The sequence below is a fragment of the Candidatus Rhodoblastus alkanivorans genome, assembly GCF_022760755.1.
Classification (GTDB): domain Bacteria; phylum Pseudomonadota; class Alphaproteobacteria; order Rhizobiales; family Beijerinckiaceae; genus Rhodoblastus; species Rhodoblastus alkanivorans.
In genome coordinates, this window is the sequence record NZ_JAIVFP010000001.1 from 3303453 (window position 1) to 3316297 (window position 12845).

At 62.6% G+C, this 12845-nt stretch carries 13 protein-coding genes; all 13 read right to left on the minus strand.

All coding sequences use genetic code 11. The annotated features are described in order from the left end of the window. Nucleotides 1-409 precede the first annotated feature (409 nt). Genes K2U94_RS15320 through K2U94_RS15380 form a run of 13 tightly spaced genes read right to left on the minus strand, consistent with a single transcriptional unit; the run spans nt 410 to nt 12844 of the window. Nucleotides 410-991, minus strand: coding sequence for a hypothetical protein (locus tag K2U94_RS15320; protein WP_243068030.1), 582 nt, complete (start codon nt 989-991; stop codon nt 410-412). Between the two features lie 4 nt (nt 992-995). Continuing rightward, a complete protein-coding gene (locus K2U94_RS15325) occupies nt 996-1562 on the minus strand; it encodes a hypothetical protein (protein ID WP_243068031.1) in 567 nt (188 codons plus the stop codon). 12 nt (nt 1563-1574) lie between these two features. After that, on the minus strand, nt 1575-3386 hold the full coding sequence (locus K2U94_RS15330) for an SGNH/GDSL hydrolase family protein (protein ID WP_243068032.1): 1812 nt from the start codon (nt 3384-3386) through the stop codon (nt 1575-1577). 1 nt (nt 3387) lies between these two features. Further along, entirely contained in the window at nt 3388-3720 is a 333-nt protein-coding gene (locus K2U94_RS15335) for a hypothetical protein (RefSeq protein WP_243068033.1), read from the minus strand. An 11-nt stretch (nt 3721-3731) separates the two neighbouring features. Continuing rightward, nucleotides 3732-4286: a hyaluronate lyase N-terminal domain-containing protein gene (locus K2U94_RS15340; RefSeq protein WP_243068034.1), complete on the minus strand. Its 555-nt coding sequence runs from the start codon at nt 4284-4286 to the stop codon at nt 3732-3734. A 15-nt stretch (nt 4287-4301) separates the two neighbouring features. Next, nucleotides 4302-6392 carry a phage tail protein gene (locus tag K2U94_RS15345; RefSeq protein WP_243068035.1) on the minus strand — a complete coding sequence of 697 codons (2091 nt, stop codon included), beginning with the start codon at nt 6390-6392 and terminating at the stop codon, nt 4302-4304. Further along, entirely contained in the window at nt 6392-6853 is a 462-nt protein-coding gene (locus K2U94_RS15350; RefSeq protein WP_243068036.1) for a C40 family peptidase, read from the minus strand. Before K2U94_RS15350 ends, K2U94_RS15345 begins: the two co-directional genes overlap by 1 nt. Then, nucleotides 6850-7785, minus strand: a complete 936-nt coding sequence (locus K2U94_RS15355) for a DUF2163 domain-containing protein (RefSeq protein WP_243068037.1) — start codon at nt 7783-7785, stop codon at nt 6850-6852. Before K2U94_RS15355 ends, K2U94_RS15350 begins: the two co-directional genes overlap by 4 nt. Continuing rightward, nucleotides 7782-8387 carry a DUF2460 domain-containing protein gene (locus K2U94_RS15360; protein ID WP_243068038.1) on the minus strand — a complete coding sequence of 202 codons (606 nt, stop codon included), beginning with the start codon at nt 8385-8387 and terminating at the stop codon, nt 7782-7784. The genes K2U94_RS15355 and K2U94_RS15360 overlap by 4 nt, the downstream gene beginning before the upstream one ends. Beyond that, nucleotides 8384-10897, minus strand: a complete 2514-nt coding sequence (locus K2U94_RS15365) for a baseplate megatron protein TIM-barrel domain-containing protein (RefSeq protein ID WP_243068039.1) — start codon at nt 10895-10897, stop codon at nt 8384-8386. The genes K2U94_RS15360 and K2U94_RS15365 overlap by 4 nt, the downstream gene beginning before the upstream one ends. A gap of 4 nt (nt 10898-10901) precedes the next feature. Next, the gene (locus K2U94_RS15370) at nt 10902-12176 is read right to left on the minus strand and encodes a hypothetical protein (RefSeq protein ID WP_243068040.1); all 1275 of its coding nucleotides are present in this window, start codon (nt 12174-12176) and stop codon (nt 10902-10904) included. A 30-nt stretch (nt 12177-12206) separates the two neighbouring features. Then, nucleotides 12207-12416 carry a hypothetical protein gene (locus K2U94_RS15375; protein ID WP_243068041.1) on the minus strand — a complete coding sequence of 70 codons (210 nt, stop codon included), beginning with the start codon at nt 12414-12416 and terminating at the stop codon, nt 12207-12209. A gap of 47 nt (nt 12417-12463) precedes the next feature. Further along, nucleotides 12464-12844 (minus strand): hypothetical protein, encoded by a 381-nt coding sequence (locus tag K2U94_RS15380; protein ID WP_243068042.1) that lies wholly within the window; start codon nt 12842-12844, stop codon nt 12464-12466. Nucleotide 12845 lies beyond the last annotated feature (1 nt).

A 12845-nucleotide genomic window follows, 5' to 3' on the forward strand; every position in this document is an offset into this window, starting at 1 on the left:
AAATACGACGTATTGGCGGGGACACTGAAAACCCACCCAAATGGCGTTGACGCAGGAACTCCCCCTACGGGATAGTAGGAAGTCCAAGTCGCGGCGCCTGGTGAAACGCTGGTCGCGGTCCACAAATAACTGGTGGAAGCATTGAGCCAGATCGAGCCTACGGCATAGCCCTGCGTGCTGTCGTCCGTGGACGTTGGATCGCGCGTCGTGGCGTTGCTTTTGGTCGGCTGAACGCCGGAATCTTGTATCTGGTTGGGGCCTGGGCCGCCGACGACCATGTCGCCATTGGAGAAGGTTCCGTTGACGCTAACGGATGGCGCCGGCGTTCCTGCCGGGACGGCGAATGCGTTCGATGTCAGCGCCGCGAGGACGACAACGGGAAGCAGATTTCGAAGCTTCATCTCGCGCCTCACTTGAGGTTGTAATAAGTGGCGGACGCCGTGGTCCCGGCGACGACGATCTGCATGCAAGCGAAAGGAAAGGTCTGCCATCCGGCCGAGACCGGGATCGTCGCTGTCGAACTGTCCGAAAACTGAAATGTGACGTTGCCGGCGACAGTGCAAAGAACGCCGACCGAGCGCGCCGCCGCATAGATCGTCCCAGGCGTCATGGCGACGGCGCCGGCGAAGGGCGCGCTTTGCGTGTCATAAACCGCATTGGTCGTTCCGGGCGTCGTCTGATCGACGCCGATTCTGCCAATCACGTTGGAGCCGGCGGGAAGCGCGGGAAGCGACGATACGCCGACGCTCTGACCAGTCCATGAAACGGAAAGCGTCCCCGTCAGAGTTTTCCAAATTGCCGAGAGCCAGCCCGTCAGCCCGGCCCCGCCGGACGGCATGGATATGCCGGAAATCGGCAATCCGCCCGGCTCCGCGACGGCGTCCGAGGCCGGCGTCACGCAAAGGCTCGACGCGCCTGGCTGGGGACCGATGGGGGTTGAATTGACCGGGATGAGATTCCCGTTCGCGTCTTTCAGATAATAGACCGTCATAAGTTCACCCCAAGGTGAAGAGAAAGGGCGTCGAGCCGATGTATTGGCTGTTCACCACATGGGAACAATCGAGGTTCGGGACATAGGCCGCCTGGGCGTCCGCAAGGATCGAGAACAGGCTCTGCTGAACGCTTGCCGGCATGTTGGCGATCAGGGCCAGCAGAGCGGCGCCCGACAGGCTGGACAAGGCGTTGGCCGGGCCAGCGGGCGAACAGGACGTGACCGAGAAAGACGCCGGCTGTCCGACCGTGAGCGTCGAATGGGCGAAAAGGTCGCGCGTATAGGCTCCATCGCTCGCGAGAAGCATGAAAGGGAACCGACCCGTGGGCCAGATCTTCGCCGCCGCGGGCATAAAGAACGTCAGAGAATTGCCGGAAACGGCAATTCCGCCGCCGCTCGCGCTCGTCAGCGGCGGAAGCATCCCGACCCGAGCGGTAAATTCGATCCCCGTCAGGTCGATTGGCGTCACGCCGTCGGCTTCGAAGAATTGCAGCGGCGGCGGAGCGAAATCCTCGTCCCCCTCGACGCTGGCGACGACCTGTTGCAGCGACAACAGCGAAATGTTTGACATCGACGCCTCACCTCAATAACGCGTCGCCGCGACGGCGGACGCGGCGTTCACGATCACGGGCGAGATCTGCTGGTTTTCGAGCCATTGACCATATGAGCCAGGATGAAGCTGGTTCATCATCAGGGGATCGTTGGCGAGCGTGGTCACCGCCGAGGGAAAGGGACCGCCTCCGGCGCTCTGCTTGTGGATCAGCGCATAGAGGCGGCTGTCGCCGGAAAACGCCTGATATGCGCCAAACAGGACATTGCTCGCATCCTGCGCCGCCTGTGCCAGAGTGAGGCCGCTCCACACGCCGACTAGCGCGCCACTCGAAGTTTGCGGATAATCCATGTAATAGCCGGTTCCACCGGAGCCGGTCGCAGGATCGTCGGCCGTAAGACTGTTCGGCGAATAGAGAATGACCTTGGCCGAAGGCATCGCGCTGAACGTGCCGTACCAGATCGTGGCGAATTGTTCCTGCGCGGTCCCCGAGAAGCTTCCCGGATTGCTCGGCATGGCCAGCATGAAATGCGTCGCGTCGATCACGCTGGCAAGCTGCCAGGTTCCGTTGAAGGCCGTGTTGGACGAACCGGAGATGGTCACGGCGACGCCACCGCCGGAAAAACTCTCGCCGCCTCCCGCTGTCGAGAACTGATGCGGCGCGCTGGTCGTCACAGTAGCGACGCCGGAAGACCAGGCGATATTCGAAACCTTGTACGGCGCAGCCAGCGGAGACGTGTAGGACTGCCCGGCGATCGTGCCGTTCTTCACCGCATCGACGAAGGTGTCGACCAGCGTCTCAAGCCGGTTGGTCATCGACGGCGGATCGACGGCGACCAGCCCCTGGCGCACGTCGTTGATCCCGGCCGTCAGCACCACGACATCACAGTTCTGATAATAATTCCCGGTCTGCAAGGCGCTCGTGGTCGAAGGCGAGCCGGCTCCTGATCCGAGGATTTGCCCGAGAGGCCAGGTCACGCCGTTGAGATCGTTCAATATGTCGGCGAGCCGGAAGCCGTTCGACCCCATGTTGTAAATGTTGGTGTAGGCGTTGAGCGCGCCGGTCTTGCTCAGACCGCCGAGATAATTTGAGCTGCCGTTGAGATAGCCGGCTGTCGCAATCGCGGTCGTGCTATCGCCGACCATGCAGACATTGACGAGCTTCTGCTCCTCCCATGCGATTTCGACGCGAAGCTGCGCGCCGGCCGGCAGCGTCACGCCATTCAGATTGACCGACAACGTGTAATTCGCGCCGTAACGAAGAACCATGCTTTTCGTGCGCAAACTGCTGAAGTCGAACACGACCGGCGTCCCGGCGCTCGTCCCATTGGCGCCGCAAACGATATCCTGTTCGGAGACAAGAGACCGCGTGCCGGAAAGGCCGTTACGCGACGTCGGATTCGCCGTCCAATATTGCACCGTGGCATAGGGACCGGGGTCGAAAATATCGTGTTTGGTCAGGCCGCCATTGCTCGTCGTCAGGGTCGTATATGATCCCGTCGAGAGGTTCGATCCATTGGTGAACTGGAGCCGGACAGGAAAAGAGCCGCCCGAGGTCGAAAGGCAGGAAACGCGCACCTGCTTGACGTAGCTCGTGGGCCCGAACTGGCTGACGCCATAAATCGCGGCGATATCGGTCGGCGTTGCGGCGGGAGTGAACAGTCCGGTGTCGGCGTTATAGGACGGCCCCGAACTCTCCGACGCCTGTCGTACGCCTCCGTCAGGCGCGGTCCAGTTGGTCGCTGCCGCGGTGGGCGGAGGCGGCGGAATCGGTGGGGCTCCGGCGAACGCCAGTCCGACGGAGGAGAGAAGCGCGATGAGCGCGGCAAAGGAACGCTTAGCCATCTCAGTTCCCCGTAAAATGCAGCGTGTCGACCGCGTTGGCGCAAACCAGATAAATCATCGAAAGGCTGGTCGAGCCGTAGGAGATCGAGGCGCCAGGGGTGAGCGGATAGCCGGTCGCGGCCGTAACGCCCGGACCCCCGATGTAAATCTTGCCGCTGTTCGAGGGGTCGGCGGTCAGAACGACACCATTGGTCAGGGCGCCGCCCGGCAGAGGCGCGGCGGAGGCGGAGCAGGACTGGACGCCGGAGACGATCGGATTGGCGGTCTGGGCGAAAGCGCCGCCGGTTGAGGCGAGCGCCAGCGCGCCTGCAAAAGCAAGCTTTGTCAATGTCATTGGATTTGTCCTTATGAAGTCGGCGGGCTGATCAGCATGATGTGAAAGGACAGCCGCACCTGCCCGCCGGTGAAGGCCGCGCCGGTCGAGGCGACCAGGACATTGGTCGCCGAATAGCAGCCGTAGGGCCCGACGATGCCGTAATTCGTGGAGCCCGCAGCCACGCCGAGCGAGCCGCCGAACTGCGTCGCACTGCCGGACGTCCCAAGATTGAAAGACGGCGCGCCGGTGACGGCTGTCAGAACGCGGCAGCCGACGCCGAACACGATGCAATCAGCCGGGATCGGCGTTCCGGCGGCGACCGATGTCCCCGACGATAAATTGACCGTCTGCTCGATCACCTGAAACTTGATCGCCGCGCCATTCGCGCCTTGCGCGATGGGCGTCACGGCGGTCGTCCCGGTCAGGACTTCCGACAATTTGGCGGCCGGGAATCCACCGGGGGTCGCGCCGTCATGGACGGTGACGCGATTATTGGTCGTATCGACGATGAGCTCGCCCTGGGCGCCGGCGTAAGCGGCGACATTCGCCGCCGTGTCGCGGCGTCGCTTGACCTGAACGGACATGGGATTTCCCTTGGATTATGAAGTGCAGTTGCCGATGTCGATCACGGCCGTCACGGTCCCTGAGAGGGTCCCGTAATCGTCGCTCTCGGAAACGCCGTCGCCGGCGACATGGCCAAAGTCCATCGCCGCCCCGACCGCGAGCGCCGTGGCGACCGCCCCGAGCGCCCCCGTCCCCTGGACCGCATAGGCATAGGCCGTGCAAGTCGAGAGGTCTTGCGGGCCGCCGCCGAAGATGTTGAACGACTGGAATTTGAGATAGATCGTCTGTCCGATTTCGGCGCTCGGAATCGCATATTTCAGGATCGCCGAGTCGAGCAGACAGAAGGGCGCCCCGGCGCTGCTTCCGACGCTCTCAACGCCGCCCTGGCCACGATAGAGCCCGGTCAGGTTGTATTGATTCGCCGCCGTCAGCGTCGCCGTCGTGAACGAGAGATATTCGCCCCCGACATAGCACATCGTCACGCCCGCCGCGGCAGACGCGGCCGTGGTCGACGTCAGCGTCGCACCGCTTTCCGTCAGATTGACCACAAGCGTATCGGTGGTGTCGGGATTGCCCCCTGAATAAGCCGGCAGGTTGGCCGAAAGGACGCCCTGCTTCGCCGCCGCATAGATCGTCGCGACCTCGGCGTAAGTCGTCCCGTCGAACGAAGCCATGACAACGCAACCGCCCCAATTCGGGTCGGCGTTTTGCGGCGAGACGCCAATCCAGATTTGCGAGGCATTATCCGTCAGGGCTGGCGGCGGCTCGATAACCAGCGGCGCGTTGACCTGGTTCGGCGTGTTCGACGCGGTCGGCGCGCCGCTGCTGACATTTTGGGTCGGATAGGCGACGGAGGTCTGGACGTTCCCCGGCCATTCCTCGGCGGCGACGGTCAGGACACCGGCCTCGTCCTCGTCGATTTCCATGATCCGAACCGTCGTCGCGTTCAACCCGAGTACGGAATCCGTCAGTTGCACCAAATCCATCGGTTCGAGCAGGCAGAATTCCTCGCCGAGCTTGAATTTGTATGCGTTGCGGATGTAGAGCCCGCGCTGAAGGATCAGTTGGGCCGCCGTCTGCCCCATGGCCGCGTCGCAAATTTCGTGCGCGGTGATAGTCGAGCCGAGCCGAAGGCCGAAGCGATCGATCATCGATTGGTCGAAAGCCGTCACCGGCCCGGTGTTGTAATTGTCGGCGCGGCCTTGAATTTCGATGGATTGCCAGTTCGGGAGCGAATAGGGGTCCGAGCGCGTGATCTGGACCGGGTCCTCGCCCTGCGAATAGACGAAATCCTCGTCCGTCAGGCTGTAAAGCGCCGTCGTGTTGGGCGTGAAAGTCGCGCCATTGCCGGTGACGACCGAATCCCCCAACGGAATGAACTTGAGCATTCCGTCAGACCAGATCGCGGTCGAGTTGGAGAGTTGAAGCCAGCGGGTCAGGATCGAGGCCGCACGCTCCTGAGCATTGAGGACAGCTGAAAATGCCATCCCGACCGCCTTGCAATAGTTCTGGTAGCCGTAAGCCGAATTGTAGAGCGAATCGCCCGAAATCGAGGCGGGCGGGAAGCCGACGCCATATTGGCTGTTCGTCAGAAAGTCATAGATCATTTGCGCCGGATCGGCGTCGATGCTGTTGAACCCCGAGCCGGCGAGGATGCCGTAAACCTCGAAATTGCTCGAATTGATGGTCGCGCTCGCTCCGAGATTGAAGGTTGACGCATAGACATAGGCCGTGCCGGGATAGGTCAATGCTTGGCTTGGATATTTCGCCGCGAGATAGGGCCAAACCGCCTGCGGCGACCCGCCAAGTTCGAGCGTCAGCCCCATGAGGCCGAGGCTCAAAGGTATTGTCGAGGACTGCCAGACGTTCCCGACGCCTGAAATCGGCCCTTCGCAAATCCCCATGATGACGTCGGCGTAATAGTGGGCGGTCCACTGCTTCTGGCCGCCCTTGCCGGTCACGCTCGCCCAAGCGCCGAAGCCATTGTACCAGATGATGTTCGGCGAGACGATGTTGCGTCCATAGACGATCGGCACCGGGATGGCGCTCGACGTCGATTGGATTTGAATGCCGGAATAGATCGTGTTTTCGGTCCATTGATTTCCGGCCGAGCTCAAACGTCCCATTACGATGCGCCTTTTTTGGCCCAAATCGAGAAGAACCGAGTTTTCCGGCTCGGCTTCGTCAATTCGTGGTTTTGCCCGAATCCTTCTTCGATGACCTGGCGCGCATCGACATAGGAATGAACGAGCGTGAGCGGTTCGGCGGAGGTGATGATCCCGCCATGGCCGTAGCAACGCCCATAGCGAAAGATGGCAATGTCGCCGGGGCGCGGGCTTTCGACCTCGCCGCACGTTTCATCGAGCCATCGGAGATATTTTTCGTCGCTCCGGTGGATCATCCAATCCGGCGGATAGGGACGCGGGTCGAAGGGCGGCACAAGCCCGAGATCGACGAAGACGCGCACGATCAACATGCCGCAATCGACGCCGGCTCCGCGAATGTCGGCGCCGTCGTGGTAGGGGGTTCCGATCCATTTGCGCGCATCGGCGACAACGGCCCTGCGCTGGCAATCCTCGGTCGTCATTTGCCCCCCTTGCCGGCGCCGCTGTTGCTTGCCCAACTCGTCGAGAGCGGCCCGGTCATGATCTGCGGTGGCGGGACGAAGGGATAGCCGCGAAAATTCGACAGGTTGTTGAACCTGCTCTGACAGGTCGCCATCGTGTGATCGCAGCCCTGCGCGACGGTGAAGGCGTCCCCGACAGCCGGAACATTCGGCAGCGGATAGGCCAACCCAAGGACTGCCGAGTTGGCCGTCTTGATCGTCCGAACCACGCCCGCATTCGCGCCGGACGTGAAGGTTATCGACCCTTGCGCGTAATTGATGCTTGACCCGCTCCACGCGATTATTGTTTGGCTGGACGCGGCTCCGACCGCGCCGCTCGCCGAATAAGTCCCGCGCGCGAGGCTGCAGCCCGAATCATAGAGGACGTGCGTGCATTGGGGCGACCACACCCGGCGCGGCATGTCGATGTCGAGAAAGACGGTGTCGGCCGCGACCGTGATTTGCGCCGTGGTGCGCCCGATCTGATCGACCGACGAATCGCGGCCCTTGAACATGATGGCGGCTCCGATCGGGACGAGTGAGCCGCCAGTCGTCGCCCAGGACGAGAAAAACGCCTTCTCGCGCTGAATGATCGCGCCGTCGAAAGCGCCTTCCTGCAACGCCTGCATGAAGGGAACGCCGCCGAGCGTGTCGGTCGACCGCGCCGAAATCGTGATCTGCTGACTGTCCACATTCAGGCCGAGCGCGCATTTATAGCGCAGGCCCGCGACCAGAACCGCCGAGGCCGAATAGACGTAGCCGTTCCATGAAACCGGCAAGTCCAGATTGGTGTAGGTCAGGATCGAGCCGTTCGCGAGCCAGATCGTGAACAGATCGCCGACTTGAAGGGGAGCGTCGGAGGTCGGGCGCAGGTTGTTCAAATAGCTGATGAGCGCGGCGGTTGCGGTTTTCATCGGATCGACCTGAATTTGACGCTCTTGTTCTGCCAGGCCCCGGATGTGATTTCCTCGAAGTCCATCTGGTCGTCGAGGAAGCGGCACTGAAAAGCGTAAGTCCCAGTCCAGGCGACAGCTTGGCCGGCGATCGGGGCTCCGGCAAAAGTGATCGTGTTCGGCGCCGTGAAAGAATAATTGCTTGCCGGGGCTCCGTTGACCGTGACGCCAAAGATCGCCGTCACATAGGAAACCGGCTCAAAATAGCCACCGATCGCGCGCCCGAGGGTGAAGGTCGTCGTCGATCCGTCGCCGGTACCGATGAACTGACCCGTCGCAGCGCTATCGGTTGGATCGACATAAAGAAATGTGTTCAGCCGTCCTTGAGCGGTCAGAAAGAAACCCATCAGTATTTGCAGCGATTGCGCTTGCAAACCTGCGAACTCGCCCGAGGAATCGAGGCCGTTGAAAGTCAGTTCGAATTCGTAAAGCGCGTGAGCATAAAGCCCGGCGCGGACTTCCCGGCCCGACACATGGGAGGCGACGCGGGTCGAGAAGACAGGTTTTTTGTGGACGCTCCAGCCTTGGCCAGGGAGCGCCGGGAAGGTCGGGGGCGTCGTCATGCGCGCACCGTCTCAAGGCGGATCGCTCCAGCCTGCCAAAGCCCTGACATGATCTGCTCCAAATCTTCGGTGTCGTCAGAAAAACGCGCCAGATGAGCGACGGAGAAGTCGATCGTCAGCGCCGCGCCCGCGGCGGGCGCCGTCGCAAAGGTTATCGTCGCCGGCAGAACCGAGACGCTATAGGCGCTCGGGCCGAGCGCGACGCCATCGACATAAACGGTCGGCGATCCGATCAGCGCCTGGACCCTTTCGACATAGCCGCCGATCGCCCGCGAGAGGACGAAGGCCCTCGTCGCCCCGTCGCCGCTTCCGAGCGAGGCGCCGAAATAGACGCCGAGGCTCCCCGGCGGCGCGAACAGGAATGGCGCCCCCTGCCCCGCAACTTCGTCCGCGAAAGCAAGAACCTCCTGCATTTCAGAAAAAGCGGTCGCCGAGCGCAAGACATCAAACCGGAGTTCGATGTCCCACAGCGGCGACGCAAAGACGGCCGCCGGCGTCTCACGCCCGGAAGCCTTGGCGGCCGTCCGGGTCGAGAACCGCGGCTTGTAATGCGCACTCCACGCCTCGCCCGAAAGCGTCGGGAAAGTCGCATACGCCCCGGGCCCCGGCGGCGCATCCGGCGCTGGAATTGCGACATATGGCCCCTTGCCGCCGATCCAGTTGCCGGCCGCCCAATTGGCCGCGTCGCCCCACGCGCTCGCATTGAGCGGAAAGGTCGGGAACGGCCGCGCATCCCAGTTCCAGGCGCAACAGAACGGCGTCAGGATCATTGGGCCGCCGTTCGAACTTGGGTTGTTCGAGGCCTCGGACCAATAGTCATAGATTGTCTGCAAACCGAGATTGGCGAGATTGTCGTCGCGGCGCGGTGTCCATGTGTCGCCATCCGAAGAATTCCAGACGGACCAGAACGGCGTGTCGCTCTCGGTCGAATTCGGATCGAAAAAGACGTTCGGCTGGTTGGTGCAGCGGTCGACGGTCGCAAAGCCATATTCGGCGAAGATCATCGGCTTCATCTGCGCCGTCCATTGCGTCGCCGGGCCGTGCGGCGCCCAGCCATTGCCGTCGCCCGCGTCATAGATCGCCTGATGCGTGTTCCGCCACCACCAGCGAAATTGCTTGCGGGCAAGAAGCTGCTGCCCCGCATAATAGGGGTTGCGGCCTTGCGTCAGCCGGTCGCCTTCCGGCAGGCTGACCATGACCCCCGAGCCATTGGGATCGAGCCCGCGCCCATCATTGTTCGAGTCGCCATAATACCAGTCGAACTGCTCGCCGCCCTCGATATTCCCAGCAAGATAATGTTCCGAATAGATCGTCGGCGAACCGAAGAGCCCGAGCCCGTTCATGGCCGCCGTCGAGGCCGGCCAGGTCGTCGCCTTGGGCGCCGTCCAATTCGCGCAATCCAGGCCGCCGCTCCCGGTCGTCCAATCGGACAAGGGCAGATAATTGTCGAAGGACACGAGATCGATGTTCGGCGAGGCGAATAGAGAATCGAGGTGCGGCCACTGGCCGTTCTCGCCCGCGTGCTGCCAGCCGTTCCAACTGGACCAGTCCGGCGAATAGGCGATCAGGTTCTTCCAGCTCGTCAGGTTTTTTGTCAGGCCGGCGCCATCGAAGACCAAACGTACATCGGCTGCCAGTTGCGCCAAGCCGGCGACAAAAGGATAGTCCCAGACCGCATCGCCATTGGCGTCGACTGACCCGGTTTTCGTCCACGCCGGCCCGCGAATGACTTCAAGGCCGCGCAGTTCCGACCCGATGAGGAAGAGATCGACGCCGCCCGCGACGACGCACAAATTGGCGTAATGCAGGATGAAGCGCCGGAATGTGTAATCGGCCGACGAACCCGAATAAGCCACGGTCAAATTGACGGTGTCCCGCGAAAATTGCGAGGGCGCCGCCGAGCCGAGAAAATCGCTCACGGCGGAAGTCGCGGCGCTCGACAGATCGGACGACAGGCCGATCCGCCCGCGCCAGGGCTTTCCGGCGCAATCCATCAGAATGAACGGATAGAAGATCACGCGAAATCCGCGCGCCTTCAAATCCCGAATACAACGAACGACGCTCTGGTCCGAGGGCGTGCCCCCATAGGTGAAGCCGCCATTCGTCTGCGAGATCGGGATCAAGCCGGAGGAGGCTTGCGTCAGGCCCGAACATTGCCAGTTGACGGCCGACCATGCCGACCCGCCCCAACTCTCGAACGCCCCCACGATATAGCTGGTCGAAGGGTAAATCCGGCACGACGCCGCGTCGGTGGAATCGCCGAACCAGGCGACGACGAGCGCGACAGTCTGGCATTCCGGATGCTCCGCCTGCAATTGATCGAGCGCAACCGAATAGTCGGTCCTGGTCCCGCCGGGCGCATAAAAGCAATTGATCGGCGACAGGCTTTCCAGCGCGCCGCCGCCCGCGACGCCGCCGGCCGGATCCCAGCGTGCGCCTTGCGCGGGGATTGTGTCATAGGAGAACTCGCCCGTAGCCGGAAGAAGGCAAACGCCGAAGACTTGCGCCATGATCTCAACCCGTTGCGAGCCGGCGAAGCCCCAGATGGTCGCCGTTCCTCACCGCGCCATCGAGCGCCTTCATGATCTGCCGCGAATTGTTCGACAGCCAGCTTTTCACCGAGCCGGCGTCGAGCGCGCTGACATTCAAGTGAACATGCGTGTCCCCGCCGCCCGCCGCGCCGGCGGCGCCGCCATTGGCCGCATTGGTAAGCATTGAGCGGAAGGCGCCGGCTTCGGCCGCGGGCATGACCATCTCATTGCGGTGGACCATCGCGATCTGATCCTGGTCGATCTGCCAGGCGCCAATGTCATAAGCCCCCATCGCGAGGACCGCGCCCTTGACCGCTGCGCCTTCCGCAACCGCTCCGGGACCTATGAAAGGCGCCATGAAGGCGGCTGCTCCTGCGCCCGCTTCACCGGCCGACACCGTGATCGACTTGATCGCATTGGCGATGATCGACGCGAGCCCGCTCGTCGCTTCGCCACCCGCAATACCCTCGCGCGCGGCCGCGCCGCTGAGCGCGGCGGCTGTCTTCTGACTCTCCGCCGTCTGCGACAGGACGACGAGAGCGATCTGCCGCTTCCCCCAATCGGCGACGACCTCAACGCCCATGCGAATGAAATGCGAAACGACGGACTGCGCCACCGACGCCATTGCCTGATTGAGCGTGCGGGCATGAAAAATCATGCCTGTCAAACCGGACGCGAACGAGGACGCCATCGAATCCACGACGCGGCCCATCGGTCCGACCATTTGCTGGACCGATTGCAGCATGATCTTCTGGCTTTCGAGCGCATATCTCGCGTCGAGCGCCAGGTTCCGATTCTGGATATCCTCGCGTTGCTGCACGCTCAGGTCGCCGAGTTGCAATTCTCTTGCAATCAACGCCTTTTCCGCCGAATATTCGCTGGCCAGCGCCCGTTGGGTCGCCGCCAGACGTTCGTCGGCGCTCACAATCTTCAGCCTGGACAGCGCGTCATAAAGCGATTTCTTTTCCGAAAATGCGAGCCGTTCGGCGAAAATCTCACCGTTGATCTCAGCGAGACTTGCATGCGCGGCGTCCCGCTGAGACGCACTGGCCTCGCGCGACGCCTCTCCTGTTTTGGCGAGAGCATTGGCCGCGCCCGCGCCAAAGGCGGAAAAGCTTTGCGATGTCTTGGCGAGACCGGCGGCGACCTGGTTGACTCCGGTCGGCAACGACTGGAGCGACGCCGATACGCGCGCGACGCCGTCGAGAAAATCGGAAGCGTCCGCGCCAAAGGAAATCGAAACGTTGGACTGAGCCATCCCATTCCTCTTTTCGCGCCAGAGGCGCCGTCAGATCTGTCCAGACGGGAAGAGTCCGCGCAAGGTCGCGACGGAGTCGGCTGTCGCGCGCCGCGTCGGCTCCCAAACGCCAAGCCCCGCCGCAATCGCCATGAGCATGGCGGACGGCGGCGGGTTGTCGCGCCAATATTCGTGGCGGGCGACAATGCGCGAAAAGGTCAGCTCACTTTCCAGCGCGTCGGTCCAGGCTTCCCCCGACATCTGGCAATATTGGGCGACGATCCGGTCGAAGTCCGGATCGTCGATTTCTACTCCCCCGGCGCCTGCGCTTCCGGGGCCGCGAACAGCCCCGTTTGCCTCGCGATCACGCCAAGCGCGGCCACGAGTTCAGGGAACGCCGCCTCGCGGTCGAGCAGATCGTCGCGGGAAAAATCGGGATAGGCCCGCGTCAATCCGCAATGCACGACATCAATCATCAATTCGACGTCGTCCTGGTCGATCAGGGTCGCGCCGAGCGGATCGCCGGCCGCGATGCGCGCCTGCACCGCATTGAGGCGCGGCATGAGTTTCAGCAGGCCCGGCACCACCAAGCGCGCCTGACGCAAGGCCAGGGTTGGAACGAAAAATTCCTCTCCGCCAAGAGCGACGACGGGAGCGCGCGCGCAATCGATTTTCGGATCCGGCCGCATG

Coding starts and splice junctions, on each gene's coding strand:
- K2U94_RS15345 (WP_243068035.1), bottom strand. CDS start 6,392: ATGGGACGTTTGAGCTCGGCCGGAAATCAATGGACCGAAAACACGATC.
- K2U94_RS15365 (WP_243068039.1), bottom strand. CDS start 10,897: ATGGCGCAAGTCTTCGGCGTTTGCCTTCTTCCGGCTACGGGCGAGTTC.
- K2U94_RS15375 (WP_243068041.1), bottom strand. CDS start 12,416: ATGTCGGGGGAAGCCTGGACCGACGCGCTGGAAAGTGAGCTGACCTTT.
- K2U94_RS15360 (WP_243068038.1), bottom strand. CDS start 8,387: ATGACGACGCCCCCGACCTTCCCGGCGCTCCCTGGCCAAGGCTGGAGC.
- K2U94_RS15330 (WP_243068032.1), bottom strand. CDS start 3,386: ATGGCTAAGCGTTCCTTTGCCGCGCTCATCGCGCTTCTCTCCTCCGTC.
- K2U94_RS15370 (WP_243068040.1), bottom strand. CDS start 12,176: ATGGCTCAGTCCAACGTTTCGATTTCCTTTGGCGCGGACGCTTCCGAT.
- K2U94_RS15335 (WP_243068033.1), bottom strand. CDS start 3,720: ATGACATTGACAAAGCTTGCTTTTGCAGGCGCGCTGGCGCTCGCCTCA.
- K2U94_RS15320 (WP_243068030.1), bottom strand. CDS start 991: ATGACGGTCTATTATCTGAAAGACGCGAACGGGAATCTCATCCCGGTC.
- K2U94_RS15350 (WP_243068036.1), bottom strand. CDS start 6,853: ATGACGACCGAGGATTGCCAGCGCAGGGCCGTTGTCGCCGATGCGCGC.
- K2U94_RS15325 (WP_243068031.1), bottom strand. CDS start 1,562: ATGTCAAACATTTCGCTGTTGTCGCTGCAACAGGTCGTCGCCAGCGTC.
- K2U94_RS15355 (WP_243068037.1), bottom strand. CDS start 7,785: ATGAAAACCGCAACCGCCGCGCTCATCAGCTATTTGAACAACCTGCGC.
- K2U94_RS15340 (WP_243068034.1), bottom strand. CDS start 4,286: ATGTCCGTTCAGGTCAAGCGACGCCGCGACACGGCGGCGAATGTCGCC.
- K2U94_RS15380 (WP_243068042.1), bottom strand. CDS start 12,844: ATGCGGCCGGATCCGAAAATCGATTGCGCGCGCGCTCCCGTCGTCGCT.